Annotated in this window: 26 protein-coding genes; 11 read left to right on the top strand and 15 right to left on the bottom strand. The window is 72.5% G+C overall.

Annotated features, from left to right (window positions below; genetic code table 11):
- Positions 1-1,155, bottom strand: a complete 1,155-nt coding sequence (locus D7193_RS25995) for a glycosyltransferase (RefSeq protein ID WP_120782263.1) — start codon at positions 1,153-1,155, stop codon at positions 1-3.
- Positions 1,142-2,167 (bottom strand): glycosyltransferase family 2 protein, encoded by a 1,026-nt coding sequence (locus D7193_RS25990; protein ID WP_120782262.1) that lies wholly within the window; start codon positions 2,165-2,167, stop codon positions 1,142-1,144. The genes D7193_RS25995 and D7193_RS25990 overlap by 14 nt, the downstream gene beginning before the upstream one ends.
- Positions 2,168-2,424: 257 nt before the next feature.
- Here D7193_RS25990 and D7193_RS25985 point away from each other — a divergent pair, with 257 nt between their 5' ends.
- The gene (locus tag D7193_RS25985; protein WP_120782261.1) at positions 2,425-3,636 is read left to right on the top strand and encodes a globin domain-containing protein; all 1,212 of its coding nucleotides are present in this window, start codon (positions 2,425-2,427) and stop codon (positions 3,634-3,636) included.
- A gap of 101 nt (positions 3,637-3,737) precedes the next feature.
- On the opposite strand, the gene D7193_RS25980 is transcribed toward D7193_RS25985, so the two are convergent.
- Positions 3,738-4,460: a helix-turn-helix transcriptional regulator gene (locus D7193_RS25980; RefSeq protein ID WP_241563467.1), complete on the bottom strand. Its 723-nt coding sequence runs from the start codon at positions 4,458-4,460 to the stop codon at positions 3,738-3,740.
- Between the two features lie 133 nt (positions 4,461-4,593).
- Here D7193_RS25980 and D7193_RS25975 point away from each other — a divergent pair, with 133 nt between their 5' ends.
- Positions 4,594-5,037 carry an OsmC family protein gene (locus D7193_RS25975; RefSeq protein WP_120782259.1) on the top strand — a complete coding sequence of 148 codons (444 nt, stop codon included), beginning with the start codon at positions 4,594-4,596 and terminating at the stop codon, positions 5,035-5,037.
- Positions 5,038-5,076: 39 nt separating this feature from the next.
- Here D7193_RS25975 and D7193_RS25970 read toward each other — a convergent pair whose 3' ends face one another.
- Positions 5,077-5,976: an alpha/beta hydrolase gene (locus tag D7193_RS25970; RefSeq protein WP_241563465.1), complete on the bottom strand. Its 900-nt coding sequence runs from the start codon at positions 5,974-5,976 to the stop codon at positions 5,077-5,079.
- Between the two features lie 84 nt (positions 5,977-6,060).
- On the opposite strand from D7193_RS25970, the gene D7193_RS25965 reads away from it, so the two are divergent.
- Complete coding sequence (locus D7193_RS25965) at positions 6,061-6,816, top strand: PIG-L deacetylase family protein (RefSeq protein WP_120782258.1); 756 nt, start codon at positions 6,061-6,063, stop codon at positions 6,814-6,816.
- A 28-nt stretch (positions 6,817-6,844) separates the two neighbouring features.
- On the opposite strand, the gene D7193_RS25960 is transcribed toward D7193_RS25965, so the two are convergent.
- A complete protein-coding gene (locus D7193_RS25960) occupies positions 6,845-8,005 on the bottom strand; it encodes a hypothetical protein (RefSeq protein WP_158674864.1) in 1,161 nt (386 codons plus the stop codon).
- 293 nt (positions 8,006-8,298) lie between these two features.
- Here D7193_RS25960 and D7193_RS25955 point away from each other — a divergent pair, with 293 nt between their 5' ends.
- Positions 8,299-8,643 carry an ArsR/SmtB family transcription factor gene (locus D7193_RS25955; RefSeq protein ID WP_377456371.1) on the top strand — a complete coding sequence of 115 codons (345 nt, stop codon included), beginning with the start codon at positions 8,299-8,301 and terminating at the stop codon, positions 8,641-8,643.
- A gap of 11 nt (positions 8,644-8,654) precedes the next feature.
- Here D7193_RS25955 and D7193_RS25950 read toward each other — a convergent pair whose 3' ends face one another.
- Positions 8,655-9,512 carry a hypothetical protein gene (locus D7193_RS25950; protein WP_241563462.1) on the bottom strand — a complete coding sequence of 286 codons (858 nt, stop codon included), beginning with the start codon at positions 9,510-9,512 and terminating at the stop codon, positions 8,655-8,657.
- A 237-nt stretch (positions 9,513-9,749) separates the two neighbouring features.
- Here D7193_RS25950 and D7193_RS25945 point away from each other — a divergent pair, with 237 nt between their 5' ends.
- From D7193_RS25945 to D7193_RS25925, 4 genes are all read left to right on the top strand, one after another.
- Complete coding sequence (locus D7193_RS25945; RefSeq protein WP_120782255.1) at positions 9,750-10,112, top strand: nuclear transport factor 2 family protein; 363 nt, start codon at positions 9,750-9,752, stop codon at positions 10,110-10,112.
- Between the two features lie 118 nt (positions 10,113-10,230).
- The gene (locus D7193_RS25940; RefSeq protein ID WP_120782254.1) at positions 10,231-11,412 is read left to right on the top strand and encodes a low temperature requirement protein A; all 1,182 of its coding nucleotides are present in this window, start codon (positions 10,231-10,233) and stop codon (positions 11,410-11,412) included.
- A 100-nt stretch (positions 11,413-11,512) separates the two neighbouring features.
- Positions 11,513-12,598 (top strand): serine hydrolase domain-containing protein, encoded by a 1,086-nt coding sequence (locus tag D7193_RS25935; protein ID WP_206611992.1) that lies wholly within the window; start codon positions 11,513-11,515, stop codon positions 12,596-12,598.
- Positions 12,599-13,285: 687 nt separating this feature from the next.
- Entirely contained in the window at positions 13,286-13,489 is a 204-nt protein-coding gene (locus D7193_RS25925) for a DUF397 domain-containing protein (RefSeq protein WP_120782252.1), read from the top strand.
- 100 nt (positions 13,490-13,589) lie between these two features.
- Here the strand turns inward: D7193_RS25925 and D7193_RS25920 are convergent, their stop codons facing one another.
- The 3 genes from D7193_RS25920 to D7193_RS25910 all read right to left on the bottom strand — a co-directional run bounded on the left by D7193_RS25920 (position 13,590) and on the right by D7193_RS25910 (position 16,476).
- Positions 13,590-14,405 (bottom strand): SAM-dependent methyltransferase, encoded by an 816-nt coding sequence (locus tag D7193_RS25920; RefSeq protein ID WP_120782251.1) that lies wholly within the window; start codon positions 14,403-14,405, stop codon positions 13,590-13,592.
- 73 nt (positions 14,406-14,478) lie between these two features.
- Positions 14,479-15,300 (bottom strand): helix-turn-helix domain-containing protein, encoded by an 822-nt coding sequence (locus tag D7193_RS25915; RefSeq protein ID WP_120782250.1) that lies wholly within the window; start codon positions 15,298-15,300, stop codon positions 14,479-14,481.
- Positions 15,301-15,417: 117 nt separating this feature from the next.
- Positions 15,418-16,476 (bottom strand): methyltransferase, encoded by a 1,059-nt coding sequence (locus D7193_RS25910; protein ID WP_158674863.1) that lies wholly within the window; start codon positions 16,474-16,476, stop codon positions 15,418-15,420.
- A 94-nt stretch (positions 16,477-16,570) separates the two neighbouring features.
- Here D7193_RS25910 and D7193_RS25905 point away from each other — a divergent pair, with 94 nt between their 5' ends.
- A complete protein-coding gene (locus D7193_RS25905) occupies positions 16,571-16,762 on the top strand; it encodes a DUF1737 domain-containing protein (protein WP_120782248.1) in 192 nt (63 codons plus the stop codon).
- Between the two features lie 81 nt (positions 16,763-16,843).
- On the opposite strand, the gene D7193_RS25900 is transcribed toward D7193_RS25905, so the two are convergent.
- From D7193_RS25900 to D7193_RS25890, 3 genes are read right to left on the bottom strand one after another with little or no spacing between them, the layout of a single operon-like run.
- Entirely contained in the window at positions 16,844-19,600 is a 2,757-nt protein-coding gene (locus D7193_RS25900) for a bifunctional YncE family protein/alkaline phosphatase family protein (protein WP_120782247.1), read from the bottom strand.
- 4 nt (positions 19,601-19,604) lie between these two features.
- Positions 19,605-20,960, bottom strand: a complete 1,356-nt coding sequence (locus D7193_RS25895; RefSeq protein ID WP_120782246.1) for an ABC transporter permease — start codon at positions 20,958-20,960, stop codon at positions 19,605-19,607.
- Entirely contained in the window at positions 20,957-21,892 is a 936-nt protein-coding gene (locus D7193_RS25890; RefSeq protein WP_120782245.1) for an ABC transporter ATP-binding protein, read from the bottom strand. The genes D7193_RS25895 and D7193_RS25890 overlap by 4 nt, the downstream gene beginning before the upstream one ends.
- Positions 21,893-22,127: 235 nt before the next feature.
- Here D7193_RS25890 and D7193_RS25885 point away from each other — a divergent pair, with 235 nt between their 5' ends.
- Entirely contained in the window at positions 22,128-22,814 is a 687-nt protein-coding gene (locus D7193_RS25885) for an SDR family NAD(P)-dependent oxidoreductase (protein ID WP_120782244.1), read from the top strand.
- Between the two features lie 49 nt (positions 22,815-22,863).
- Here D7193_RS25885 and D7193_RS25880 read toward each other — a convergent pair whose 3' ends face one another.
- A complete protein-coding gene (locus D7193_RS25880; protein ID WP_120782243.1) occupies positions 22,864-23,712 on the bottom strand; it encodes an EamA family transporter in 849 nt (282 codons plus the stop codon).
- Positions 23,713-23,814: 102 nt separating this feature from the next.
- Entirely contained in the window at positions 23,815-24,285 is a 471-nt protein-coding gene (locus D7193_RS25875; protein WP_147434454.1) for a GyrI-like domain-containing protein, read from the bottom strand.
- A gap of 130 nt (positions 24,286-24,415) precedes the next feature.
- Here D7193_RS25875 and D7193_RS25870 point away from each other — a divergent pair, with 130 nt between their 5' ends.
- A complete protein-coding gene (locus tag D7193_RS25870) occupies positions 24,416-25,387 on the top strand; it encodes a LysR family transcriptional regulator (RefSeq protein ID WP_120782241.1) in 972 nt (323 codons plus the stop codon).
- Here D7193_RS25870 and D7193_RS25865 read toward each other — a convergent pair.
- Complete coding sequence (locus D7193_RS25865; protein ID WP_120782479.1) at positions 25,340-25,837, bottom strand: GNAT family N-acetyltransferase; 498 nt, start codon at positions 25,835-25,837, stop codon at positions 25,340-25,342. The genes D7193_RS25870 and D7193_RS25865 overlap by 48 nt on opposite strands.
- Between the last annotated feature and the right edge of the window lie 64 nt (positions 25,838-25,901).

The raw sequence follows: 25,901 nt of genomic DNA, 5'->3' as shown, positions 1-25,901 counted from the left end.
TCAGCGCGCGGTCGGCGCGGGGGCGCCCGCGCGCTCCGGCAGGCCGGACGACGTGACGCTCTCGTACAGCTCCTCCAGCAACCGCGTCTGCCGGCGCAGGTCGAAGGTCGTCTCGACGTGCTGGCGCGCGGCGCGGCCGAGGCGTTCCCGCAGCGGCTCGTCGGTGAGCAGCCGCCGGATGTTGTCCGCCAGCGCCACCGGGTCCCGCTCGGCGCCGAGCAGGCCGGTCTCCCCGTGGCGGACCGCCTCGGGGATGCCGCTGTGGTGGGTGGCGACGACCGGCAAGCCGAGGCTCGCGGCCTCCAGGATGGTGGTGGGAAGCCCTTCGCAGTCGCCGTCGGACGCGGTGCGCGACGGCGCGGCGAGCATCCTGGCCTGCGCCATGTGCCCCATGACCACCTCGGGCGGCTGGGCGCCGAGGAACGTGGCGTCCACGCCCAGCTCGGCCGCCCGCGCCCGGGTCGACTGCTCCAGCGGCCCGCTGCCGATGAACAGGGCGCGGGGTCGCAGCTCGGGGATCCGCCCGAGGGCCTCGACGAGGTCGTCGGCGCCCTTCTTGTCGACGAGCCGGCCCACGAAGATGACGTCCCAGGTCTTCGGTGCCGCCGGGGTCTCCGCCGGGATCGGTACGCCCGTGTAGTGGACGCGTACCTTCGCCGGGTCGGCGCCCAGCTCCACCGCGCGGTCGCGGATGAAGGCCGAGACGGCGATGATCAGCGCGGCGTGGTGGAACGCGACGCGCAGCTTGCGGCGGTGCCGGGCGCCGCGCGGGCCGGGCACGGCGGGCTGCCGGGTCACGTCGACGCCGTGCAGGGTGATGACCAGGGGTACGCCCACCTGCTGGGCCGTGCGGCTGATGAGCCACCCGTCGCCGCCGAAGTGCGCGTGCACCACGGCCGGCCGGAGGCGGGTCAGCAGCCGCCGCAGCCGCGCCGAACCGCCGGTCAGCCGCAGCAGGTTCCAGGCGCGGCGACCGGCCGGCGTGTCCGGGTAGGCGATGACGTCGCTGTCGGCGGCGATCGGCGAGGCGACCTTCGTGGCGCCGAGGTAGACCGGCCGCCACGACGGCAGCGCGTCACCCTGGTCGCGGATGAACGTCTCGGAGACCGGCAGCATGCCGCTGCGCCAGATGACGGCGACCTTAGGCGTGGACATCGTTTCCCGGGGTGGTCGTCGGTACCGGCGGGAGGGGCAGCGCAGTGGCACGCGGGTCGGGCATGGGCGCGGGAGCCGGGCGCCGGCGGCCGAGGACACGGTCGCGCAGGGTGTGCCGCAGCTGCGGCGGGATCAGCCAGATCTGGAAGAACGTCAGGTAGTCGATGGCGCTCGGCCGGCCGTGTCGCCGCGCGTCGCCGAGCAACATCCGGAAGACGCGGACGTCCCGGGTGGGCGCCGCCATCGAGCTGATGATGCTCATGACGATCGCGGCGTACGCCTTCGGGGTGAGCAGCGGGCGCATCGTGCGCACCCATTCCAGCTGCGCCTCCCACGGCGAGTTGAGGCTGATCCGCGGCCGGTCCTCGTCCTGGTGCCACAGCACCAGCGGCTCGGGGGCGATGACGAGCGCGACGTCGTCGTGGTCCAGCGCCCGCAGCGTCCAGTCGAGTTCCTGCTGGCGGCGCAGGCCGACAGTGAACGGGACCCGACGCAGCAACGCCGTGGGCGCCATGATCGTCGAGGTCTGGATGAAACCGTCGCCGTGGAACAGGCCGCGCCGGACGGTGAGGTACTCGCACACCGGCTCGCCGTCGGAGGGGAGGCGGCGGGGCATGACGAACTCGGCCCGCGGCGTCTTGTTGATCAGCCGGCTGGCGACGATCGGCATCGGGACGGTGGCCGCCTCGGCGTGCCGCAACTGCACCGCGAGCTTCTCCGGAAGCCACTCGTCGTCGTCGTCCAGCAGGGCGGTCCACGGCGCGCGGGCCTCCCGGGCGCCGACGTTGCGGGCGTTGGGCGCCCCGCCCTTCTGTCCGAGCTGCACGACCCGCAGGCGGGAGTCACCGAAACCGGCCAGGGCGTCCCGGGTCGCCGGATCCGGCCCGTCGACGACGACGATGACCTCGATGTCGGTCACCGTCTGGGCCAGGGCGCTGCGGACGGCCCGGGTGACCAGGTCGGGACGGGCGAGCGTGGGGATGACGACGCTTACCTCGGGTGCAGCTGACATGACCACCACTCATCGGGCCGCAGACGACTGTCAGCCGGTGACGCTAGGCGGCGCACCCGTCCGGCCGGTGAATGGAATCCGGCCTGCAGGCGGACAACGAGGGTGCGGTCACCGCTCGCGGCGATGAATGCCCGTCTCCCGGCCCCGCGCGGCCGGTGTGACCGGCGATACCCGCGCCCGGGACCTTCGACCCTGACGAGGCATGTTGCCTTTCTGTTCCGTGGAGATCGACCTCATCGACGCCCGAAGGAGTAGTCGTGCTCTCGGAATCCTCCGCCGCGGTGGTGGCCGCGACCCTGCCCGCCGTCCAGGCACACGGAGAGGCGATCACCGGCCGGTTCTATCAGCGCATGTTCGACGCCCACCCGGAGCTGCTGAACATCTTCAACCGGGGCAACCAGGCGACCGGCCAGCAGAAGGCCGCGCTCGCCGCCGCCGTGGTCGCGTACGCCGAGCACCTGACCGGTGGTGGCGACGTGCCGTGGGGGCCGGTGCTGGACCGGATCGCGCACAAGCACGCCTCGCTCGGCATCACCGCCGCCCAGTACACGATCGTCGGCCGGCACCTGCTCGCCGCGGTCGGCGAGGTGCTGGGTGACGCCGTGACCACCGAGGTCGCGGCGGCCTGGGACGAGGTGTACTGGCTGCTCGCCTGCGAACTCATCGCCCGGGAGGCGCGCCTCTACACCCTGGCCGGTGTGGCCGAGGACGGCGCGGTGTGGCGGGACTGGCGGGTGGCGGCCCGGACCCGGGAGACCGCCGACGTCGTCTCGTTCACCCTCGTCCCGGCCGACGGTGGAGCGGTGCCCGCGTTCACCCCCGGGCAGTACGTCTCGGTCGCGGTCGACCTGGACGGCGGCCGGGGGCAGCAGATCCGCCAGTACAGCCTCTCCGGCCGGCCCGGCGCCCCCGACTGGCGGATCACCGTCAAGCGGGTACGCGGTGTCGCCGGCGCTCCGGACGGCATGGTCTCCACCTTCCTGCACGAGCGGGTGGCCGCCGGCGACACACTCCGGCTCAGCCCGCCGTTCGGCGAGGTCAGCGCGGTCGGCGACGGCGGTCCGCTGCTGCTGGTCAGCGCCGGCATCGGCCTCACCCCGGCGATGTCGGCGCTGGAGCACCTGGCCGTGACCGAGCCGGAGCGGGAGGTGGTGCTCGTGCACGCCGACCGGGCGGCCAGCGCGCACGCGCGCCGCGCGGAACTGCCGCGGCTCCAGGAGCGGCTGCCGAACCTGTCCGTCCGGCTGTGGTACGAGGACGCCGCCGACGGCGAGCTGGCCGGGTTGAAGGCGGAGGTGGCCACCGGTCTGGTGGACCCCGACCGGATCCCGCTGTCCCCCGGGGCGCGCGTGCACCTCTGCGGGCCGGTGCCGTTCATGAGCCTCGTGCGGAGCGGGCTGCGGCGCCGGGGCGTGCCGGCGGACCGGATCGCGTACGAGGTGTTCGGGCCGGGCATGCTGCGCGGCTGACGGTCCCGCACCGGCGCGCGGTGCCCTGCCGGCCGGCGGGGCACCGCGAGCGTCCGGCCCGTGGTCGCGCCTCGATCAGTACGCGACCAGCACGGCGGTGGTCACGGGTTCACCTCGGCGGGGCCACGGGTGGCGCTCGGCGGCAGGGTGAGGCGCACCACGCAGGCGGTCGGCGCGCCGAACGGTTCCAGCACGGCGCCGTTCGGCGGCCCGCCGGCCTGCTCCAGGGCGCCGCGTACGACACCGACGTGCAGTCCGCAGATGGCGTCGGGGTTGCGGCCCACCAGTTCGAGGAACGGGCAGGTGGACAGGTGGATCTCGGTGCTGCCGTCGGCCGTCGGGTGAAGGCTGGGGTTGAAGCCGAGACCGTGGAGCACCGCCAGCAGGGTGTCGACGGGGTTCCCGCCCGGGGGCGTCGCCGCGGCGAGGTGGTGCCCCCACTCCCGTCCGGCGCGGGCCGCCTCGGCCCGGACGTCACCCCGGCCGTCGCGGGCGAGGTGGTCGAGCAGGGCGGCGGCCAGCGCCCGGTACGGCGCCGGAGCCGGGCCCTCCTCGGCGGTCACCCGGTAGCGCCACGCCGGCCGCCCCGGCTGACCACCGCTCGCACGCGCCTTGACCAGCAGGCCGGCGTCCACGAGCCGGTCGAGGTGCGTACGCGCGGTGGAGGGGTGCAGGCCTGTCCGTTCGCCGACCTCGGCGATGGTCAGGCCGCCACCGGCCGCGCGCACCAGCTCGAGGATCGAGGCCCGGCTCGCGGTGCCGAGGGCGCGGTGCCGGGTGGAGTCGATGACCTCCCCGGCCGGCCCTGTGCTCGGGGTTTTCACGATGAACGACGTTACAACGTCGAACGTCGTCACAACCACCCGGTGCGGGTCCGCGAAGCGGGGAGGCATGGGCAACCGACGGGTTTCCTGCCCGGTGACTCAGGGCTCAGGCGGCGTGGGTAGCGTGCCCGTCATGAGTGAGGACACCTTCCGCTCGGTGGAGATCGAGCGCACGAAGCTCGGGCAGTACGTCGTGCGGAACGTCCGCGGCGGGTCGATCGCGGTGGGCACGGGCGAGGACGGCAGCTTCACGCCGGTCGAACTGCTGCTGGCGGCCATCGGCGGCTGCACCGCGGTGGACGTGGACTACATCACGAGCCGCCGGGCCGAGCCCACCCGGTTCTCCGTGGCCGTCACCGGTGACAAGATCCGCGACGAGACCGGCGGGAACCGGATGCAGAACCTCCGGGTCGAGTTCACGGTGACGTTCCCGGAGGGCGCTGACGGCGACAAGGCGCGGGAGGCGCTGCCCCGGTCGCTGCAGCAGTCGCACGACCGGCTCTGCACCGTCTCCCGCACGGTCGAACTCGGCACTCCCGTCTCGATCGTCGAGGCGGCCGCTTCCCCGGAGGACTGAGGGGCGGTCGGTGGGCGCCCCGCGTCGCGGGGGCCGACGTCACCAGCGGCGCAGCGCGGCCGTCATCTGTGCCAGGGCGAGGTGGGCGGCGTCGAACAGGGCCAGCTTCCGCGGGAAGTTGTGGATCAGCCCCTGGTACCGGGTGGCGGTGACGGGAACGCCGGCCGCCAGCAACGCGGCCGCGTACCGCTCCCCCTCGGCGCACAGCACGTCCAGCTCGGCGGTGATGACGACGGCCGGGGCCAGCCCGGCGAGGTCCGCGCGCAGTGGATCGAGGTCCGGCTGGGTGCGGTCCACGCCGGGTGGGGCGTACGCGTCCCAGAAGAACCGCATCTCCTCCCGGTCCAGGCCGTACTCGTCGAGCGCCGGGTAGTCGGCCGCGGGGTCGATGACCGGGCAGACGAGGAGCTGACCTGCGAGGCGGAATCCCTCGTCCCGGGCGCGCCGGGCGGTCACCGCCGCGAGATGCCCGCCCGCGGAGTCACCGGCCACCACGATCCGGCCGGCGTCGAGGCCGTGGCGGGCCGCCCCGGGCCCGCGCAGCCAGGCCAGCGCGCGCGCCATGTCGTCCACCGCGGCCGGGTACGGGTGCTCGGGGGCGAGCCGGTAGTCCACCGAGAGCACCGCCCACCCGGACGCGGCGGCCACCTGCCGGCACAGCCCGTCGTGGGTGTCCACGCCGCCCATCACCCAGCCCCCACCGTGGGCGAAGAGGACCACCGGCATCGCGTCGTGGTCGTCGTCGCGGTAGAGGCGGGCGGGCACACCGCCGGCGTCGACGTCGACCACGGACCGGATCTCCGGCCCGTCGCCCACCTCGGCCGGGGTGGCCTCGAGCATGCTGAGCCGTACCGCCGGCAGGGTCGCCCGGGTGAGCGGGACGCGCTGCTGGACCTGCATGGCGGCCCGGGCCTGGGGGTGCAGCCGGAGGGGATCCACCCGCCCAGTATCGCCCGCACGGCGGTCGCCCACGTGCCCGCTCGGCGGTGTCGGACCGGCGCGGAGGTGGCTACGGTGTGGGCTGTGGACGGGCTTCTCCCGGCACTGCCGGAGGACTGGGAGCGCTGCCTCGCGGTGGCCGCGCACCCCGACGACATCGAGTACGGCGCCGCCTCGGCGATCGCCCGCTGGACGGCCCAGGGCAAGCAGGTCACCTACCTGCTGGCCACCCGGGGCGAGGCGGGGATCGACGGCCTGCACCCGGACCGGGCGGCGCCGTTGCGCGAGGAGGAGGAACGCGCCGGGGCCCGGGAGGTCGGCGTGGATGTCGTGGAGTTCCTCGACCACCGCGACGGGGTTGTCGAGTACGGTCCCGACCTGCGCCGCGACATCGTGCGCGCGATCCGGAGGCACCGGCCCGAGGTCATCGTCTCGGGGGCGTTCACCGTCCGCATGGTGGGCGGCATGACCAACCAGGCCGACCACCGGGCCGTGGGGCTGGCCACGCTGGACGCCGCCCGCGACGCGGGCAACCGGTGGATCTTCCCCGAGCTGGTGGACGAGGGGTTGCCGCCCTGGGGCGGGGTGCGCTACGTGTGCTTCGCGGGCGCGGAGCGGCCCACGCACGGCGTGGACGTCACCGGCGAGCCGCTGCGACGGGGCATCGCCTCGCTCGAGGCGCACGCCGAGTACACCCGGGGCCTGGGCGTGGCGGGGCCCGAACCCGGGCCGATGCTCACGTGGGCGGCCCGCCAGGGCGGGCCGGCGCTGGGCGTGGAGGCGGCCGTCCTGTTCGACGTGCACGCCCTGGCCTTCGAGGGCCCACCGCCCTGGCTGTGAACCCTGCTCTCCCCCGCCTGGGCGAGGGCTAGCGGCAGGGGCTGTCTCCGGACGTGAAGGGCAGGTCCAGATACCGGGCGCGGTTGTTGCTGATGTCTCCGTACAGGTCCGCGATGCTCGTGCTGTTGACGTTGTACGAGACGACGAGGCTGTTCCCGGTGCTCAACGTCGGGTGCACGGCCACGTTGTAGGTGTAGATGTCGCCCGCCGCGTCGGCGTCGTACGCGGGTTGCCCCTCCGGCGTGTCGTAGACCTGCACCCGCTCGGTACCGGAGAAACCGAACGGCGTCGACGCCGTGTGGACGTAGATCTCGGAGCCGAGGTAGCTGTCCGTGGTGACCAGGACGTACCGGCCCTGCACCTGCGCGACGCCGTACGACGAACCGACGTCCTCCAGGATCGCGGCGGAGTCACCCTCGTCCGGGGACCACCCGCTGCCCGTGTAGAACTCCCAGGCGCCGTCGAGGTGACCGGCCCGGGCGCGCGCGACGTGCGCCTGCTTGCCCGGCCACTGCGACCCCGTGCCGTAGATGTAGATGTAGTCGTCCACGCGGAGAAGCTCCACGCCCCACTGGATGCCGTGGCCGTCGTACGTGGGGGCCACGTGCTGCAGGCGCAGATCCGGCAACGACAGGGACGCGAGGTCCGTCCCGATCCACTCGAAGCCGAAGTGGCCCTCGCCGGCGGCCCGCTGCTGGAACTCGAAGACGTACAGCTTGCCGTCGTCGACGATGCCGTCACCGTTCCAGTACCACGGATCGTCGGTGCCGGCCGGGCCGACGATCGGGAGCGGGCTCGCCGAGGTCCCGCGCAGGATGGTCTGGGTCGGCCGTTGGCTGCGGCCGTGCGCCGTCACGATCGTGTTGTGCACCGGGGCGTGCGGCGTGATGCTCCGGCCGGGGCCCACGGGGCCCAGGAACGTGTCGTTGAACAGCCACGCGGTGCGGCCGTCCGGCAGTGGCGTCGAGTAGGTGCCGTCGCCACCGGCCCACTCCCCCTCGCCGGCGCCGTCTCCGAAGTGCGCCCACTTCTGCTGAAGTCCGACCGCCGGCCGGGCGGCCGTCACGACCGGCCCACAGCCGTCGCCGGCCGCGGTGCTGGCGTTCGCCCCGGCGGCCGGCCCGATCACCGCCGCCGTCGAGCCGACGAGCAGTGCGACGAGACCTCCACGGACGCGGCTCCGGCGCATGTCCCCTCCCCCATCACCACACCATTCCAAGATCATCGACATTTCCACGTTCGCGGCCGGGCGTCAAGATCGGTCCACGGTGTCACTCGTCTCGGCGGTGGGGAAACGGTGGTGTGCGGGATGTCGACGGCCCGGCCGCGCGCCGATGCCCTACTTCCGCGGCCCCGCGTCGGTTCGGTTCGGCGGTCCGCCGTGCCCGAGCACGACCGCCATCCGGGGTACTCACCCGGGTTCTGCCAGCCGGCTCAGGGCGATGTGTAACGATGGAAGACGTGGGACCTGCGAAAACTGCTATGCCTGTTGTGTCGCCGCTTGCTGGCGAGCCGATCAAGCGCGCCGACGCCGAGCGGCTCGCTGGCGTGCTCAAGGCGTTCGCCGACCCGGCCAGGCTACGTCTGCTCAGCCTCATCCAGTCCAATCCGGCGGGTGAGGCGTCCGTGACCGACCTGACCGAGCCGCTGGGGCTCTCCCAGCCGACCGTGAGCCATCACCTCCGGATCCTCACCGAGGCCGGTCTGCTCGAGCGCGAGAAGCGCGGTGTCTGGGCGTACTACCGCCTGGTGCCGTCCGCGATCGCCGACATCGCCGACCTGTTGACGCCGCCGCGCAAGCGGGCGACGAAGAAGGCCGCCCGCTGAACGACGCCGGTTCATGACGACGCCAGGCGGGTGCAGTGGGCAACCGTCGCGTCGTCGGGCACCGGAGCGTCCGGCGCCGCGCGAGGGTGGGCCTCGGCCTCCCGGACGCGGCGGATGACGCCGGCCGGGCCGCGGGCGTCGAGCAGTTCCAGTACGCCGGGCCAGTCGGTCAGGCCGTACGGGCTGACGATGCGGCTCGCGCCGTTGCTGAGCAGCGCGACGCCGGTGAGGTCGTCGAGGGGCCGGCTGCCGGTCACCGACTCCTCCGCCGCGTGTGGGTCGTCCTTGGCGATCCAGTAGCCGCCCGGCTGGTTCCGGCGCGCCCGTAGCGCCTCGGAGCAGGCGGCCCGGACGCGGTCGTACGCCGGGGTTCCCCTCGCGATGCCCCGCAGGGGCTCCGCGCAGATCCGCCGGTTGGTGACCTCACGGTCGTCGGTGACGACCTGGGGGCCGCCGCCGACCGGGTCGAGGACGACGGTGCAGTCCGCGAGGACGAGGTGGTCCAGGCTGCCCCGGTACGAGCGGACGATCGCCACCGTCGCCTGCGGGCTGGCGGGGTGGGTGACGTCGCAGGTGGCCTTGTGCTCGGCGGTGACCTCGTCGATCGAGGTCGCGAGGATCGCCGTGAGGGGTTGGCCGTCGTCGCGCGACAGCCGGCCGAGCAGCGCCCCACCGAGACGGCGGGTGTACCAGGCGACCCCGTGTACGCAGATCGACTCGGTGCCCGGGATGCCGGCACCGTCCAGCAGCACGACGGCGCCGGGCACCGCGCCGGCGAAGTCCTCGTTCGGCCGGCCGGGCGTGCCGGCGCTGGTCGCCATGCTGACGTGCACCCACGGCCTCCCGTCGACGGCGGGGAGTCGGAACACCGCTCAGGGTACGGCGAACCCGTCCCCGCGCTCGGCCGCCGGCCGCCGGGGGGTGTCGCGCCGAACCGATGATCGACTCGACATCCGTGTAGTCGCGGTGTCCACCCGACCCGGACACCGCGACATCCACGGAACCCGTGTCGATCACCGCTCCGGAGCCCACCTGCCCGCCGCCGGCCGGTCTGCCGAGCGCGAAGCGGGTTGCCCGGGGTGTGCCTTCTCCCCCAGGCTGGCGGCATGACCCCGGCGGAGCTGGCCGAACGGACGCGACGGCTGACAGACCTCTACGCGGCGTTCAACGCACGCGACCTGCCCTCGTTGATGGCGGCTCTGGCAGCGGACGTCTGCTGGCCGAACGGCTGGGAGGGCGGGATCGTGCAGGGGCGCGACGCCGTGGCGGCCTACTGGCAGCGGCAGTGGGCGCAGATCGACCCGAGGGTCGAGCCCACCGCGTTCGGTGTCGACGCCGACGGTCGGGTCGCGGTGACGGTGCACCAGGTCGTCCGGGACTCCGAGGGCGCAATCCTGGTCGACCACACGGTCACGCACCTGTACCGCTTCGCCGGCACGCTCGTTGCGGAGATGGAGATCCGGGAGTGACCGCACCGTCGTCGCGGGCGTGACGACGGCGGCCGTGGCGGATCGTCGTCCCGGACCGCCGCCGCTGTGGTACGACTGCCGGAAGGGCAGTCAGGACCGCTAGGAACGGGCGAACCGGATGAGGGGTGGGGCGGCGGCGCTGCTGCGGCGACCCGAGGATCCGCGGGCGACGTTCCTGGAACTGTTCTTCGACCTCGTGTTCGTGTTCGCGCTCGCCGCGCTGTCCGCCGGGCTCTCGGCGGACTTGAGCGGGCGGGGCGCCTTCCAGACGCTGGTGCTGCTGTTCGCCCTGTGGTCGGTCTGGACCTCGACGGCGGGGCTCACCGATCGCCTGGATCCGCAGCAACCGGTGGTGCAGCTGCTCGTCCTCGCGACCATGTTCGGCACGCTGCTGATGGCCGCGGTGACGCCGGAGGCGTTCGGCGAGCAGGGACTGTTCTTCGCCGTCACCTTCGTCACCACCCAGATCGGTCGCACCGTCCTCGCCATGCTCATGCTGCGCGGGCATGCGGCGTGGCGTGCCTTCGCGCGCCTCCTGTTCTGGCACTGCCTGGCGGCCGTGCCGTGGATCGCGGGCGCCCTCGCGCACGGCGGCCAGCGGGGCGTGCTGTGGGCGTTGGCGGTCGCCGCGGAGTACGTGGCTCTCGCGCTGGGCCTCCCCACACCGCGGCTGGGTCGCGCGTTCATGCAGGGTCCGGAGTTCGCGATCTCCGGCGAGCACCTGGCCGAACGGTACCGTCAGCTGTTCATCATCGGGCTTGGCGAGCTCGTCCTGGTCACCGGGTTGACCATCCGGGACAACCCCATCGGGCCCGGCCGGATCGCCGCGGTCGTGGTCGCGTTCGCCACCACGGCGCTGCTGTGGCGCATCTACATCCATCGGGCCGGCGGCCTGCTGGCCGAGGCGATCGGCGCGGCGCGGGACCCCGTCCGCGCCAGCATCTGGTCGCTGTACGCACACCTGCTGATGGTCGCCGGCATCGTCCCCGGTGCGGTCGCCGTCGAACTCGTCATCACGCACCCGTCCGGGCGTACGTCGCCGGCGTGGGTCACGGTCATCCTCGGCGGGCCTGCGCTGTTCCTCGTCGGGAGGAGCATGTTCGAGTACGCGGTGTTCGGTCGCGTTTCCCGCGACCGCGTGATCGGTGTGGTCGCGCTGGCCGCCAGCGCACCGGCGATGGTCCTGCTGCCCCCACTGGCGGTCGCCGTCGTGCCCGCGCTCGTCCTGGCCTCGATCGCCGTGTCCGACGCGCGGCGTGCCCGGGGCGGCCCACCCGAGCACTCGTCGCCGCCGCGCTAGCCCCGGGTACACCGGGACCGTCTCGGCGGGCGTCCGCTGTGACCGAGGTCGCGGGCGTCGGGCCGCCGGGGTCGGACCCGGGCGGCCTAGGGTCGGGGAGGTGAGCGTCAACGACGACGATGCCGGTCGACCTCCGTCGCCGGGGCCCGGCGGGTCGCCGGCCCGGGCGGGCATCGACGTGGCCGCGGTCCGGGCGGCCGCGCACCGGCAGAGCCGGCGGGTGACCGCCGGCATCGGGGACATGGCCGAGTACCTGTCCCGCCAGGTGGCGGACGAGTCGCACCGGGAGGCGACCGGCCCGCTGCTGGCCGGGTCCGGTGCCAGCGGTGTCGTGCGGCACCACGGCCGGATCGTCGCCGAGTGGGGTGACGCGACAGCCACGGAGATGCTCTTCAGCGGCACCAAGAGCGTCGTGGCCACCGTGGCGGGTGTCGCGTTCGACCGCGGCCTGCTCGACCCCGCGGCCGAGGTGGTCGACACGGTCCGCCATCCCCTCCTCGACCGGCTGGGCCTCGACGGTGTGACCTGGCACCACCTGTTGCAGCAGACCAGTGGGTGGACCGGCGAGCTGTGGGGCAAGCCGACCCGGGTGGACGCGCAGAGCCGCCGCGAGGGCTTCGAGCGTGAGGGCGCGCCCGGCACGGGGTGGGCCTACAACGACGTCCGGGTGAACCTGCTGTGCCTGGCCCTGACGGTGCTGTTCCGCCGGCCGCTCGCCGACGTGCTGCGCGAGGAGGTTCTCGCTCCGCTCGGCGCCACCGAGACCTGGTCCTGGCACGGCTACCGCGACTCGGTGGTCGAGATCGACGGGAGGCCCGTGCCGGTGGTCAGCGGCGGGGCGCACTGGGGCGGTGGTCTGTGGATCTCCGCAAGGGACCTCGCGCTGCTCGGCGAGCTGTACCGGTGCCGGGGCGGGTGGCAGGGACGGCGGGTGCTCAGTACGGAGTGGATCGACCGTGTCTGGAGCCCGTGCGAGTTGAACCCCGACTACGGCTACCTCTGGTGGCGCAATGACTCCCAGCGGGTGCAGCCCGGCGCCCCGGCCAGTGGCCGGTGCGCCCGGGGCAACGGGGGTCGACACCTGCTCTGGGTCGACCCCGCGCGTGATCTGGTGATCGCGTCGCACTGGGGTGACGACGTACGGACGCTGATCGCCGAGGTGTCCGCCGCCGTTCCGGTCACCTGACGGTCCGGGGGATCAGCTAGCGAGACCCGCGACCGTTCCGGGGTGGCTCCGGGTCGCGAGAGCCGGCGCCGGACGGTCGGGATCGGCCGCCGGGACGTTGTCGAGGTAGGGGTCGTCGTCGTGGCGCGGACGGAGGCTGTTCGCGGTCACCGTGTCCACCGCGGTGCCGACGGTCTCCGCCGGGCGGTACCGCAGCGTGGCAGCGGACCTGTTGGAGCACAGGATGACGCCGGGACGCCAGGAGCCGTCGCGTCGTACCCAGACGCGGTCTCCCTCACCGAACCCTTCTGGCGGAACCGGGACCGCCCTCGCGTGTTCGTGCGGGCTCAGCGGTGGCGCGGACATCATCGCCCTCCGATCTGCCGGATCCACTGTGGCTACTGCTCCGACGAGCATGGCAGTGCGAACGTCATCGTGCAAGATTTCACGCAGACAAGATGTCACGGTGAACTCGTGCAGGGATGCGGTCATCAGTTACTCTGCGTGCGACGCGATCTTCGATGAAGGCGCGCGTCCAGGGCGCGAGGATCGGAGCATGGCCGGTGTACTGCGGAAAGACGCCTATCCGACTCTCGCTGTTGCGCTCGGCTGATTACAGTCCGTGATTGACTCGTCTGTGATCGCGCAGAGGCAAACCCCTCAGATTCGGAGAGCGGCCGGCGCGGGCCGTCTACAAAGGAGCTACTGATGCCTGACAGCAACGGGTGGATGATGTCCAGCAGGTCGACGGGCAACGGGGGCAGTTGCGTCGAAGCTCGCCGTAACGCGGAGCTGATCGAGGTCCGCAACAGCAAGAACCCGGCGGCTGGCATCGTGCGGTTCACCGTGGAGGAGTGGGACTCGTTCCTCTACGGCGCCAAGCGGGGAGAGTTCGACAAGCTTCTGGGCTGACAGGCGCGACACGAAGGCGGTCGCCCGCACGACCGCGACGACGAGCGGGCCAGAGCCCGCCGGGCTCCGCCGGCGGGCTCTGGCTTGTCGAGCCGCTCGATTACGGGATTCGTCCGACGCCCGCGAGCCCGGAGCTGAGCTTGGGGTCGTCGGCGAAGTACTGCGGGTCGTCCGGGGCGGGCCGCCACAGCGGCATCCACACCAGGCCCGGCTCCACGAGGTCGAGCCCGGTGAAGAACCGCTCCACCTGGGCACGGCTGCGCAGGCCCAGCGGTGTGGCGGTCTTGCGCCGGTAGATGTCGTGGGCCACGTCCAGCTCGCCCTGGTCGTGAGGCGCCTCGTCCGCCGTCGCGTGCGACACGAGCAGGTAGCTCCCGGGCGCGAGAGCCGCCCGCAACTGCCCCACGGCGTCGTACGCGAGGTCGTCGTCGGGCACGAAGTGCAGCACCGCGCCCAGCAGCAGCCCGATCGGCTGGTCGAAGTCGAGCAGCGCCGTGACCTGCGGGTGCGACAGGATGGACTGCGGATCACGCAGGTCACCCCGGACGGCCGTGGCCCCCTCGTTGCCCTCGAGCAGTTCCAGGCTCTCCGCCACCGCCACCGGGTCGATGTCCACGTAGACCACGCGGGCGTCCGGGTTGATCCGCTGGACGATCTCGTGGACGTTGCCCTCGGTCGGGATCCCCGAGCCCACGTCGAGGAACTGGCGCACCCCGGACTCGGCGAGGAACCGCACGGCGCGCCGCAGGAACGCCCGGTTGGTGCGGGCGAGTTGCGGCCCCAACGGCAGCACCTGAAGCATCGCCTGGGCGGCCTCCCGGTCGGCAGGGAAGTTGTACGTGCCGCCGAGGTAGTAGTCGTAGATCCTGGCCGCGGTCGCCGGCTTCGCCTCGCCGTCGTCGATCACACCAGCCATGCCGCCCCTTCCGTGATGAGTTGTACGAACGCTCCGGGCCTGAGCGGACCGGGAGATCATCCCCGTCAGGGGCCTATCGGAGGTCGTCCAGCGGGACCGCGGCGTCGTGGACCAGCTGGAATATCCGGCGGTACTCGTCCACCTCGTGGGTTTCCTCGAGGTAGAGCGCGCCGACGTGGGACTCCAGGTAGACCGTGTCCGGGTCGTCGGGATCGTCGAAGTCCAGGATCCGGAACGCGCCGGCCATCGCCGCGTGCGCGCCCGCGGAGAACGGCAGGATCCGGATCTCCGCCTCACCGCGCGCCGCGATGGCCCGCAGGTGTTCGCGCTGCTCGTCCAGGACCGCCTTGCCGCCGACCGGCCGGGCCAGCACGTTCTCGCCGAGGACGAACACCAGCCGCGGCGCGGGTTCGCGCGCGAACAGGGCCCGCTGCCGTTGCATCCGCAGCTTGACGTGCCGCCGTGCGGACTCCTCGTCGGTCGCCCGCTCGGCCGCGTACACGGCCAGCGCGTACCGCTCGGTCTGCAACTCGCCGGGGATGATCTCCCCGTAGTAGGTGCTGATCCGGGTGGCGCTGGCCTCCAGGCCGACGTAGAGCTTGAACCAGTCGGGGATCACCGGGTTGGCGTCCCACCACTCCTCCTGCGAGGTGCCGAGCGCGAGGTCGGCCAGCACGTCGGTGACGCTCTGGTCGACGCCGTACAGCCAGCACAGCGCCCGCACGTTCGCCGCGGTCACCGGGACCTTGCCCGTCTCGATCCGGTGCAGGGTCGGCTCCGAGATGCCCAGCCGCGCCTCGGCCACCTCGCGCCGGGTCTTGCCGCTGGCCAGCCGAAGCCGGGTCAGCCGGCGGCCGAGGGTACGGCGCACCACACGCTGGCCTGTGATCGGCACGCCCGACCTCCCACCAAGCCGGTCTACTTGCGACGACCCGAAGACCTTACCGTCTCCGGAGTCCCGCGTGTACCCCGCGTTAAACCGGCTTTTCGCGGCGGTCGGGCCGCTTTCCGTTCACTCGATCGGCTCGGCGACGATCAGGCCCGCAGGCGCGGCCAGCGGCAGGTGCGCCACGACCCGCCAGCCGGTCGTGTCGAGCCACTGTGCCACCTCGCCCGCCTCGTACGTGTCGCCGCCGCTGATCATGAGGAACTCCCCCGCGCCCAGCCGGGTCGCCGGGTGGGGCGCGGACGCGTCGCGCCACCAATCGACCAGCAGCAGGCGGCCCTCCGGTGCGACAACGGCCCGCAACCGGGACAACAGGTCGGTGTTGCGCTCCGGCGAGAACAGGTGCAGGACGTTGGCCACGACCATCACGTCGTGCCCGGCCGGCAGCGGGTCGACGAACACGTCCGCGCCGACCAGGTCGAGCCGGCCCGCGACGGCGTCGTCGGCGACCTTGTCCCGGGCGACCGCCACCACCTCGGGCAGGTCGAGGAGCGTCGCGGTGAGCTGCGGATACGCGCCGAGGATCGGCTTGACGAAGGTGCCGATGCCGCCGCCGACGTCGAGCACCCGGCGGTGCGGGCCGAAGTCGTACGCCCCGGCGAGGTCGGCGGCGGTCTCCGCGGTCACCAGCGCCACCGACGACTCGTACGCCTGGATCTGTGCCTCGGTCAGGTCGGTGCGGACGCCCTCCCGGGTGCGGAACGCGACCGACGCCCGGGCCCAGGTCGAATAGCTGACCGTGTCCCAGTAGGTCAGCATGGGACGCATGTCGAGCGGGCCGCGGCCGGCCAGGAACGCCTCGGTGTCGGGGGCGTTGCGGTAGCGCTCACCGTCGTGTTCGAGCAAGCCGGTGGCGACCAGCAGGTCGGCGAGCGCGCGGGCGCTGCGTACCGGGAGGTCGCAGCGAGCGGCGAGGATCGGCGCGGTCGCACCCTCGGCCGGCATGGCGGCGAAGAGGCCGACCTCGGCGGCCACGAAGAGCGCCTTGGCGGTCATGAAGCCGGATGCCACGCCGGTGATGCGCGCGGGGTTCAGTGGCGGTGCGGGGTCTGCGCCGTGCGGGACGTCGGACCCGGACCCGTCGGACGGCGGTACGAACACGCGCTGGATCTGCTGATCAGCCACCGATCCCCCGATGATCGTTATCCATCTATGCGTGGAGGCCCATGCTACGGCCACGACGACCGGGTCAGCCACCCCCTTTGCCATGCTGGACGCCATGAGCGATCAGCCCCCGGACGGCCTCCCCCGCTACCGCGTCCTGACTGGGCCCGACGACGAAGCCTTCTGTCGCAGGGTCAGCGAGGCCCTCGACCTCGGGTTCCGCCTCCACGGCGGCCCGGCCGTCACGTTCAACGGTGACCGGGTGATCGTCGCCCAGGCCCTCACGTGGCCGGGCGAGGACGACTGACGAGGCCGCGCCGCGCGGACGGAGGGACCCCGGCCGGTGGTGAACACCGGCCGGGGCCCCTCGGACGCGATCAGGGCCAGGTCAGCCGTCGGACTCCGCCGGCGGGATGAGGGCACCCGGCACGTCGTCCGGTGCGAAGAACGTGTCCTCCCCGGGGTACGGCTTCGCCCAGTCGTGCGCCTGGTACCACGTGAGGTGGTTCATCTGCGCGGGGTTCGCGTAGTCCGCCTTGGCGTCGGGCCCGGTCAGCCGCTGGTGCGACCTCCACTCGTCCCACTGCGCCGCCAGCTGCTGCTTGTCCGCCGGCACCGTGGCCGACGGCGCGGCCGCGGCGAGGGGGTTCTGCGGCGCGGGGGTGTCCACGCCGCAGGCGGGCGGGGTGGGCAGACCCGCGGTCAGCGACGTCCGGTTGGGCACGGCGGTGAACGGGGTGTAGTCCGGCTTCCTGGTGAACACCTGACGCATCGGGCTGGCCGCGCTGTCCTTCTGGTTCATCGGGCGGATCCCGAGGATCTGCTCGATGGTCCGGATCATCGTGATCTGGGTGTAGTAGCGGCTGTCCACGACACCGCGTTGGGCCCAGGGGCTGATGATCTGGATCGGGGCACGGTGGCCGTCGACGTGGTCGAGGCCGGCCTGCGAGTCGTCCTCGACCACGAAGATCGCAGAGTCCCTCCAGTAGCGGCTGTGCGAGATCGTGTCAACGATCCGGCCGACCGCGAGGTCGTTGTCCGCCACCTGGGCGGCCGCGTTCGGCGGCCCACCGGTGTGGTCGCTGGAGAGCCAGAACATGTTCAGGTTCGCCGGCCCGTTCTTCTCGAAGTCACGCTTCCAGATCTCGTACCGGTAGATGTCCGGGACGCCGAGGTCGTACTTCGGGAAGCCGGGCACCGACACGCTGTTGAGCGACGGGATCGGCGAGGACGAGACCATGCGGTACGCGGTGTCCTGCCCGGTCGCCGCCATGTTCACGGTGTCGCAGTACAGGTTCTGCCAGGTGGAGCCCGGCGGCTTGGTCAGGAACTGGTGGAACTCGCCGAAGTTGCGCACGGTCTTGCCGGCCGCCTGCGCGCCGGTCCAGATGAAACCGGTCCGCTGGTGGCCGAGGGCGTCGTCCTCGGTGTCGTAGCTGCGGATGTACTCACCGGCCGTGGACTCGGTGTACTCCGGGTTGTCGGCCTGCATCAGCCAGTTGTGACCCTCGGCCGAGTTCGTGCCGATGTCGTAGGTGTTGTCGTACAGCCCGAACTGCGTCGCCAGCGCGTGCTGGTTCGGCGTCACGTTCTCGCCGAACTGCGCGAGCGCCGGGTCGCCGTTGCCCCGCGGGTCGTCGCCGAGGACCTGGTCGTACGTCCGGTTCTCCTTGACGACCAGGAAGACGTGCTTGATCGTCGAGGGGTCGCCGAGGCGCTGCGGCACCGGCACCGGCTTGGCCTTGCTGCCCTTGGCCTCCTTGACCGAGCCGTCGGTCCAGCCGTTCTGGCTGAACACCTTGCCGGTCTCGGACCTGATGGTGTTGTCGCTCGGCAGCTGGAAGCGCTGCAGGCTCGACGTCGTGTCGTGGGTGCCGTGCCCGGCGGCGGTGGTGGGACGGCGGGCGTCGATGCCACGGGTGTTGGAGATCAGCACCTCCTTGCCGACGGTGGTGACCTCCGCGGGGAAGTAGTCCGTCGGGAGCAGGCCGACGTAGCTGACCGGCTCCAGTGGGGTCGTGTACCGGTAGACGGCGACCGCGTTGGCGCGGCCGAGCGTGACCAGAAGGTGCCCGTCGTCGGTGAGCGTCACGGCGTTGGGCTGGTAGCCCACCGTCGCCTCCGGCCACGGCTGGGTGGCGATGGTCTGGACGACCGTGTTGCGCGTCATGTCGATGACCGACACGTCGTCGCTGTTGGTGTTGGTGACGAACAGCGCCCCGTTCCTGGCGTACAGGGCGGTCGGGTGCAGGCCGACGTCGATGGTCGCCGGGGCGCTGGTCGGGTTCGCCACGTCGATGACGCTGACCGTGCCGGTCGTGGTCGACGCGGTCACCGGGTCGGCCGGAACCTGGGTGTTGTACGAGTTGATCGTGCTCTCGCCGGGCCGCGCCGGGCGACCGCCCTCGTTGCTGACGTAGAGCTTGGTGCCGGCGAGAAGCATGTCGCGCGGGGCGTTGCCCACGGTCCAGCTCCGCGTGACGGTCCCGGTGGCCGTGTCGATGGCGACCACCCGGTTCTGGCCGTTGACGGCGGAGTAGACGGTGGCGCCGTCGGGCGAGAACACCGCCTCGGCCACCAGCGCGCGCTTGGGCCCGTCCTGGGGGATCCGGATGAACGTCGGGTTGGCGAGCGTGCCGTCGGCGTTCACGGTGAACCGGGTGTAACCGTCGGCCTGGCCCAGCCAGAGCTGGGACCCGTCGGGCGAGTACGTCGGCCCTTCCTGGCCCACGTCGTTGCCGCTGATGCGCAGGTTCGCGGCCGCGTTGTTGCCGACGAGCTGCTGCACCTTCCAGGTCTTGAGGTCGACGATGGCCAGTGCCATCCCACCGTCGGTGATCGAGGCCGCCAGGTGGGTGCCGTCCGGGCTGACGGAGGACGACATGATCTTGCCGTTGTTGACGACGAGGCGCTCGCCAATCGGGTCGATGTACTGGTCGTCGGACACGACCAGACCCTTGTCGGTCGTCTGGCCGACCTGGTCGGTGCCGAACTGCTGCGTCTGGGCGAATGCGATACCGGTGCCGGCGGCGACGACGACGGCGGTGGTGCCCGCCGTCGCCAGGGGTAGCCCGCGGCCGATGCGTCGACGGAGAAGGCCGGACAGGTCCCTCTCCACACGCCGACGGCGGCGTGTTACCTGCATGGGGTCATCCCTTCGTGGTGTGGAGCAGCTCGACGTTGCCGTCGAACTGCCAGAGCGGGTTCGGCGCGTCCCCGACCGGGGTCCGCACCAGGAAGTAGCCGTTCACTTCCTTCGGTCCGTCGCCGTCGGCGACGAACCGCCCGTCCGGGGTGACGTCGAGCTGGTAGATGGCCGTGCCCGCGGCCTCGACGTCGGGGAGGTGCCAGGAGACGACGCAGCGCCAGTCGTTGCCCGGCCCTTCGGGGGTGAGCTTGCCGCCGCCCTTGTTGCACGCCGCCGTCGCCCTGAGCTGCGCTTCGGTGACGTCGGGGCGGTTGAGCTGCGCGGTCTGCATCCGGTAGAGGTGGGCGAACGCCGTGGCGACCGAGCGCTGGACCTTGTCCTGCTCGATCCCGGAGCCCGTCGCCGGGGTCGCCACGGCCACGAACCCGACCGTCACCCCGAGCAACGCGGCCAGCGGCAAGGCGCCGACCGTGATCGCCCGGCGCCCCGAGCCGTCGTCCGTCAGGTTGCTGAAGTCGCGCCGTACGAACAGCAGGTACGCCAGCGCCGTCGCGGTGACGGCCCACACGAGGCTGACCACGATGCCGATCAGCAGCGGGCCGAGCTGCGCCGGGCTGGTGAACAGGCCGTTCCAGGCGATGAAGGCGTAGCCGGGCAGCGCGAGGCGTACGGCGACCGGCAGCGGCAGCATCTGGGCGAGCTGCATGGCGAGCGCGACGAGCGCGGGCAGCAGCAGGCCCATCGGGGACCGCCCCAACGCGACCGACCCGAGCAGCCCGATCGCGGCGAGAGCGAGGGTCGGGGCGAGCACGCAGACCCAGGCGAGCAGGGTCCGCACGGCGGCGTCCCCGGGCGTGAGCAGGTGGCCGTCCAGCCCGACCAGCGGCTGGTTGCCGACCGCCAGGACCCCGCCCACCGCGCTGGAGCAGGCCAGCCCGGCCACGAGCAGCAGGATGACGGTGAGGCTGGACAGCGCCTTCGCGGCGAAGATCCGCCGCGGTGACCGGACCGCCACCAGCAGGTGGCGCCACGTGCCGAGCCGGTCCTCGGCGGCGAAGACGTCGCCGGCCACCACCGAGGTCAGCAGCGGGAGCGCCCAGGAGCCCGCGAAACCGAGCGTCACCAGCGGCCCGGCCCAGCCCGTGGCGTGCATCCACCGGCCGAAGAGGGTGTCGACGGGCAGCGTGCTCTGCTGGCTCACCCCGGCCACGAACAGCGCCGGCGCGATCCAGCAGGCGAGGACCAGCAGCCGGATCCGCCACTGCGACACCAGCTTGACCAGTTCGAAGCGGTACCCGCGCGACACCGAGACGCGGCGAACGCCGGCAACGGGTTCGGCGGCGACGGTCGCGGTCATCGGACGGCCTCCTGCTGGTCGGTGAGGGCGAGGAACGCCGCTTCGAGCGGTGACACCACGGGCGCCAGCTCGCGCACCGCGATGCCCGCGGTCACGAGCCGCGCCACGAAGTCGTCGAGGGCGGGCACCAGCGCGCGTACGACGAGCACCTCGGCGTCCCGCGTCCCGGCTTCGTCGACGTGGACACCGTCCACGTCGACGGCGAGCTGGCGGGCGCCCTGCGGGTCGGAGGTGCGCACCCGGTAGTCGAGTTCGCGGTTCTCGGCGGCCAGCTTGCTCAGCGGGCCGGAGAAGACGACCCGTCCGGTGGCGAGGATGGTGACCTCGGAGCACAGTGCCTCGAGGTCGTCCATGCGGTGGCTCGACAGCACGACGCTCGTGCCGTCCGCCGCGAGTCGGCTGAGGACGGTGTGGACGTGCTTCTTGCCGGCGGGGTCGAGGCCGTTGGACGGTTCGTCGAGCACGAGCAGACGAGGCTTGGTGAGCAGGGCGGCGGCGAGCCCGAGCCGCTGACGCATGCCGAGGGAGAAGCCGCTCGCCCGGTCGTCCGCGACATCGGTGAGCCCGACCTGGGCGAGCACGTCGTCGATCCCCGTGGCCCCCACGCCCTCGCCACGCAGGGCGGCCAGCGCCGCGAGGTTCTGCCGGGCGGTGAGCGAGGGATAGAGGCCGGGCCCGTCCACGAAGCCGGCGACGCCCTCGGGAGCGGCGAGCGCCCGCGCGACCGGCGTACCCAGGATCTCGAGGCGGCCGCTGTCGGCCGCGGCCAGTCCCAACAGGAGCCCGAGGAGGGTGGTCTTGCCGGCGCCGTTCGGGCCGACCAGGCCGTGGATCTGCCCGGGGGTCACGTCCAGGTCGATGCCGTCGAGTGCGACCACATCGCCGAAACATTTGGTGATCCCGCGAGCGCGGATTGCGAGTGGTGCGTCCATTGAGCCCCTTCTTTCGTCGCCCTAGGCAACGTAGGGACGGCATGCGACGCGGGCAGGGACAACCGGCTGAACGTCAATGGAACGGGAGACGACCGGCCGTCAGGTGAGCGCGGTCGGGGGCCGCCGGCATCGGGAGCTGGGTCACTATCCGCGCCGGCGTCGGCGGGGCCGTCCTCGGCCGCGCTACTGTCGGCAACTGTTGATCAAGGTGCGGCCGGTGAGGGGAAGAGCCACCATGAGTACGTCAATCGTCGTCGGGGGAAGCAACGGGCTGGGTCGGGTCATCGCGGAGCACTTCGCGGATCGCGGGGACACGGTCGTCATCACCAGCCGGGACAAGGCGCGAGCCGAGCAGGTGGCCGCGGAGATCGGCGGGGCCACCCGCGGGCTGAGCGTCGACCTCTCCCAGCCGGACACCATCGCCGCCGCGTTCGGCGACGTCGCGGAGGTCGACCACCTCGTCATCACCGCCACCAGCCAGACGCCGAACAGCCTCGGTGCCTTCGACCTCGACGCGGCGGTCACCGCCCTGACGATCAAGCTGGTCGGCTACGCCGAGACGGTACGCGTCCTGCGCGACCGTTTCCGCCCCGACGCGTCGGTGGTGCTCTTCGGCGGGGTGGCCAAGGACCGCCCGTACCCGGGATCCACCATGGTGACGACCCACAACGCGGGTCTCACCGGCCTGGTGAAGACCCTGGCCGTCGAAGTCGCCCCGCACCGGATCAACGTCCTGCACCCGGGAATCGTCGGCGACAGCCCGAAGTGGCGCGACATTCCCGCGCACCCGCACGTCGCCCGGACCCCGATCGGGCGGCTGGTGACGATGGCGGAGATCGTCGACGCGACCGACTTCCTCCTGCGTAACCGCGGTGTCAACGCCCAGGAGCTGTTCGTCGAAGGCGGGCTCCTGGCCAACTGACCCGCCAGTACGGTCGGACAGCGGGATTGGATGGGGCACCGGTGGGTGGTCAGGTCGCCGCGAGAGCGAGGACGCCGCACAGGGAGGTGGCGACGCCGACCTGTTGGATCCGCGCCAGCCGTTCGTGCAGCCAGATCCTCGCGAGGGCCATGGTGACGACCGTGTGCAGGGAGCCGACGACGGCGACGACGCCGACCAGGTCACGCGTGGTCGCCAGGGCGTACAGCGAGTCGGCGGCGACGATCAGGACGCCGATCAGTGCCATCGTCGGCAGGTCGGCACGGCGGATCGCGGCCCTGCGACCTCGTGCGACGCCGACCACCACGATGGTCGCGATGATCACCACCGAGGTGAGCCGCGCGCCGAGCAACGCCCACCGGATGTCCCCCTCGCTGGCCCGGTCCATGGCGAGGAAGAACGCACCGAACCCGAGCGCGGCCAGCAGCCCGTAGCGGACGCTCGGACCGACGCGGGCGGTGACGCCCGCGGATCGCGGCCGGCACGAGGTGATCACCAACCCGACGATCGCGAGACCGAGGCCGATGCCCTGCGTGAGCCCGGGCACCTGCCCGATGAGCAGTCCGCCGATCACCGGCACCACCGGCGCCGTCGCGGCGACCGGCGCGACGATGCTCATCGTCCCGACCGACAGTCCCCGGTACAGGGAGGCGATCGCCATGGCCTCCCCGGCTCCCGCCGCCGCGGCCCAGAGCAGGTACCGGCCATCCGGTGGGCCGACGCCACGCGCCGCGACGAGCGCCACCACCACGACGAGCGCCGTGGCCTGCGACACCAGCAACACCGACAGCAGCGGCGCCGAACGCGACGTCCGCCCGCCGAGAAAGTCGGAGACTCCCCAGCCGAGACTGGCACCCAGGGCCAGGAGGACGGCCAGCATGGCGTCACCGCCCGGCCGGCCGGACGAGCCGGTACGCCCGGCGCATCGCCCCAGCCGGCGCGCGGAGTGCGGCGGACCGGGGGCCGGTGAGCGGCGACCCGGTCATGTGATCGGCTGGACGAGTTGGGTCCGCCAGTCGGCCGGCGCCGGCCAGCTCGACGGGTCGGGCTCCCGGGTCAGGTCGATCCATTCGTACACCTCCCAGCCGGGACCGGCGGCCCGGCCGTGCATGGCCAGCCGTGCCTGCAAGCGGTCGTAGGCGTCGCCCAGGCGGTCGTGCGCGCCGAGGTGCACCGTCGTGATGGCCCGCCCACCGGGCAACTCCCCGGAGGAGATCCGCCCCGCGCCGGTGACGGCATCCCCGACGGGTACGCCGACCTCCACGTCGGTCTCGACGTCGCCGAAGGTGTGGTATCGGACGAAGGGCGGCCCACTCGGCGACAGCCCGCGCTCGCGCAGGAACCGCCACAGCTCGTGCAGGCTCGCTCCCTGCGCCCGGGTCAGATCCGCGATCGGCACCGTCTGCCGGGTGCTCAGCACCGACTGCGGTTCGCGCACGTCGATGGTTGTCATGGTGGCCACCCCTCTCGGGAATCGTCTGTGCTGGCGTGAACCTCAGCGTGACGGCCACCACCGGTCACGGTCCAACACCCATTCCCGCACCATCCACACAGAAGTTGTGTAGGTCCGGTAGACAGGTCAGGTGGCCGAGGATCTGGACCTGCGCCTGCTGCGGCATTTCGTCGCCGTCGCCGAGGAGCTGCACTTCAGCCGGGCCGCGGAACGGCTGTTCGTGGCCCAGCAGGCGGTCAGCCGCGACGTACGCAAGCTCGAGGACCGTGCCGGCACGACGCTGTTCGACCGGACCAGCCGCCGCGTGGCTCTCACCCCGGCGGGCCGGCGCCTGCTGGGCCGGGCCCGGCAGATCCTCTCCCTGCACGACGAGACGCTGCGTGAGCTGCGCGGTGAGGGGCGGTCACTGCTGGTCGACGTCGTCGGCCAACGGCTCACGCCGGCGCTGGTTCTCGCCGCAGCCCGAGCCCGCGCCGACGGTCACGAGTTCTTCGCCCGATTCCACGGCGGGTTGGACGCCTCCCTGCCGCTGCTGGCCGGCCACCGCCTCGACGTCACGTTCGGCCGCTGGCACGGCATCACCGGTGAGCCGCCGCACGGCTTGGAGCACCATCTGATCCGGTACGAACGGATCTCCGTCCTGGTGCCCGAGCGCCATCCGCTGGCCGAGGAGACCGAGGTACCGCTCGCTGCCCTGCGGGAAACCGACGCCTGCTGGCACTGCGGTGACCACGTCTCGGCCCAGTGGGAACAGGTGATGGAGCAGCTGTTCACCGACACCGGTATGCCACCCGCGCCGCCCCGGCCCAACGTGCGGGGCGTCGACGAGCTCGCCTACCACATCCAGCAGTGGGATCTGCCGATCCTCACCATCAGCAGCCAACCCGACGTGCCCGGGGCCGTCGTCCGACCGCTCGTGCAACCGGTCGCGATGTATCCCTGGAGCATGATCTGGCGCAAGGACCTGCGCCATCCCGGCCTCGCGGCGCTCCGGGAGGCGGCCGATGACCTTGGCACCGCCGGGAACTGGCGCGACCTGCCGGATGGCGCCTGGCTACCCAGCCCCGAGGCGGGCCTGCCACGCGCCCGCAGCCGGCGCTAGATCATTTATCCGGCAGGGCTGGCGCACCATGAACACGTCCACCGGGTCCTCGGCCTCCAGCGTGAATCCGTGCCGCTCGTACAGCCGGCGTGCTCGGCTGCCCTGCAGCACGTTCAGCCGGACCACGGTGCCGTCCCGGTCGCACCCGTCCAGCAGCACGCGCAACACGGCCGTACCGATGCCGCTGCCCTGCAGGCGCGTGGCCAGGTAGAAGTGCTCCAGCCAGTGGGCGTCCGCCGCCGGCCGCAGCGACACGCAGCCGGCGAACGCGTCACCCACCTCGATCACCCAGGTGTGCTCCGGCGCGAACCCGTCCCGCAGCCGCTGCCGCACCCGCCGCTCGTCGTACCGCCCGAGCCGCTCCAGATCAGCCCGCAGCGCCACGGCCCGCAACTCGGCGACCGTCTCGACGTCCGCCGTCGAGGCCGGCCGCATCCGCCAGTCCGCCACGATCGCCAGCCTATCGAGCGTGCGTACGGCGGATCGGGGTTGGTTCCACTCGGCCGCGTTTCCC

It is taken from the genome of Micromonospora costi (assembly GCF_003626655.1).
GTDB lineage: Bacteria > Actinomycetota > Actinomycetes > Mycobacteriales > Micromonosporaceae > Micromonospora > Micromonospora costi.
Note: the sequence above shows the minus strand (reverse complement) of the source record. Positions and strands in the feature narration are given on the sequence as shown.

Coding starts and splice junctions, on each gene's coding strand:
- D7193_RS25995 (WP_120782263.1), bottom strand. CDS start 1,155: ATGTCCACGCCTAAGGTCGCCGTCATCTGGCGCAGCGGCATGCTGCCG.
- D7193_RS25990 (WP_120782262.1), bottom strand. CDS start 2,167: ATGTCAGCTGCACCCGAGGTAAGCGTCGTCATCCCCACGCTCGCCCGT.
- D7193_RS25975 (WP_120782259.1), top strand. CDS start 4,594: ATGAGTGAGGACACCTTCCGCTCGGTGGAGATCGAGCGCACGAAGCTC.
- D7193_RS25960 (WP_158674864.1), bottom strand. CDS start 8,005: ATGCGCCGGAGCCGCGTCCGTGGAGGTCTCGTCGCACTGCTCGTCGGC.
- D7193_RS25955 (WP_377456371.1), top strand. CDS start 8,299: ATGCCTGTTGTGTCGCCGCTTGCTGGCGAGCCGATCAAGCGCGCCGAC.
- D7193_RS25945 (WP_120782255.1), top strand. CDS start 9,750: ATGACCCCGGCGGAGCTGGCCGAACGGACGCGACGGCTGACAGACCTC.
- D7193_RS25940 (WP_120782254.1), top strand. CDS start 10,231: ATGAGGGGTGGGGCGGCGGCGCTGCTGCGGCGACCCGAGGATCCGCGG.
- D7193_RS25925 (WP_120782252.1), top strand. CDS start 13,286: ATGCCTGACAGCAACGGGTGGATGATGTCCAGCAGGTCGACGGGCAAC.
- D7193_RS25920 (WP_120782251.1), bottom strand. CDS start 14,405: ATGGCTGGTGTGATCGACGACGGCGAGGCGAAGCCGGCGACCGCGGCC.
- D7193_RS25905 (WP_120782248.1), top strand. CDS start 16,571: ATGAGCGATCAGCCCCCGGACGGCCTCCCCCGCTACCGCGTCCTGACT.
- D7193_RS25900 (WP_120782247.1), bottom strand. CDS start 19,600: ATGCAGGTAACACGCCGCCGTCGGCGTGTGGAGAGGGACCTGTCCGGC.
- D7193_RS25895 (WP_120782246.1), bottom strand. CDS start 20,960: ATGACCGCGACCGTCGCCGCCGAACCCGTTGCCGGCGTTCGCCGCGTC.
- D7193_RS25890 (WP_120782245.1), bottom strand. CDS start 21,892: ATGGACGCACCACTCGCAATCCGCGCTCGCGGGATCACCAAATGTTTC.
- D7193_RS25885 (WP_120782244.1), top strand. CDS start 22,128: ATGAGTACGTCAATCGTCGTCGGGGGAAGCAACGGGCTGGGTCGGGTC.
- D7193_RS25880 (WP_120782243.1), bottom strand. CDS start 23,712: ATGCTGGCCGTCCTCCTGGCCCTGGGTGCCAGTCTCGGCTGGGGAGTC.
- D7193_RS25875 (WP_147434454.1), bottom strand. CDS start 24,285: ATGACAACCATCGACGTGCGCGAACCGCAGTCGGTGCTGAGCACCCGG.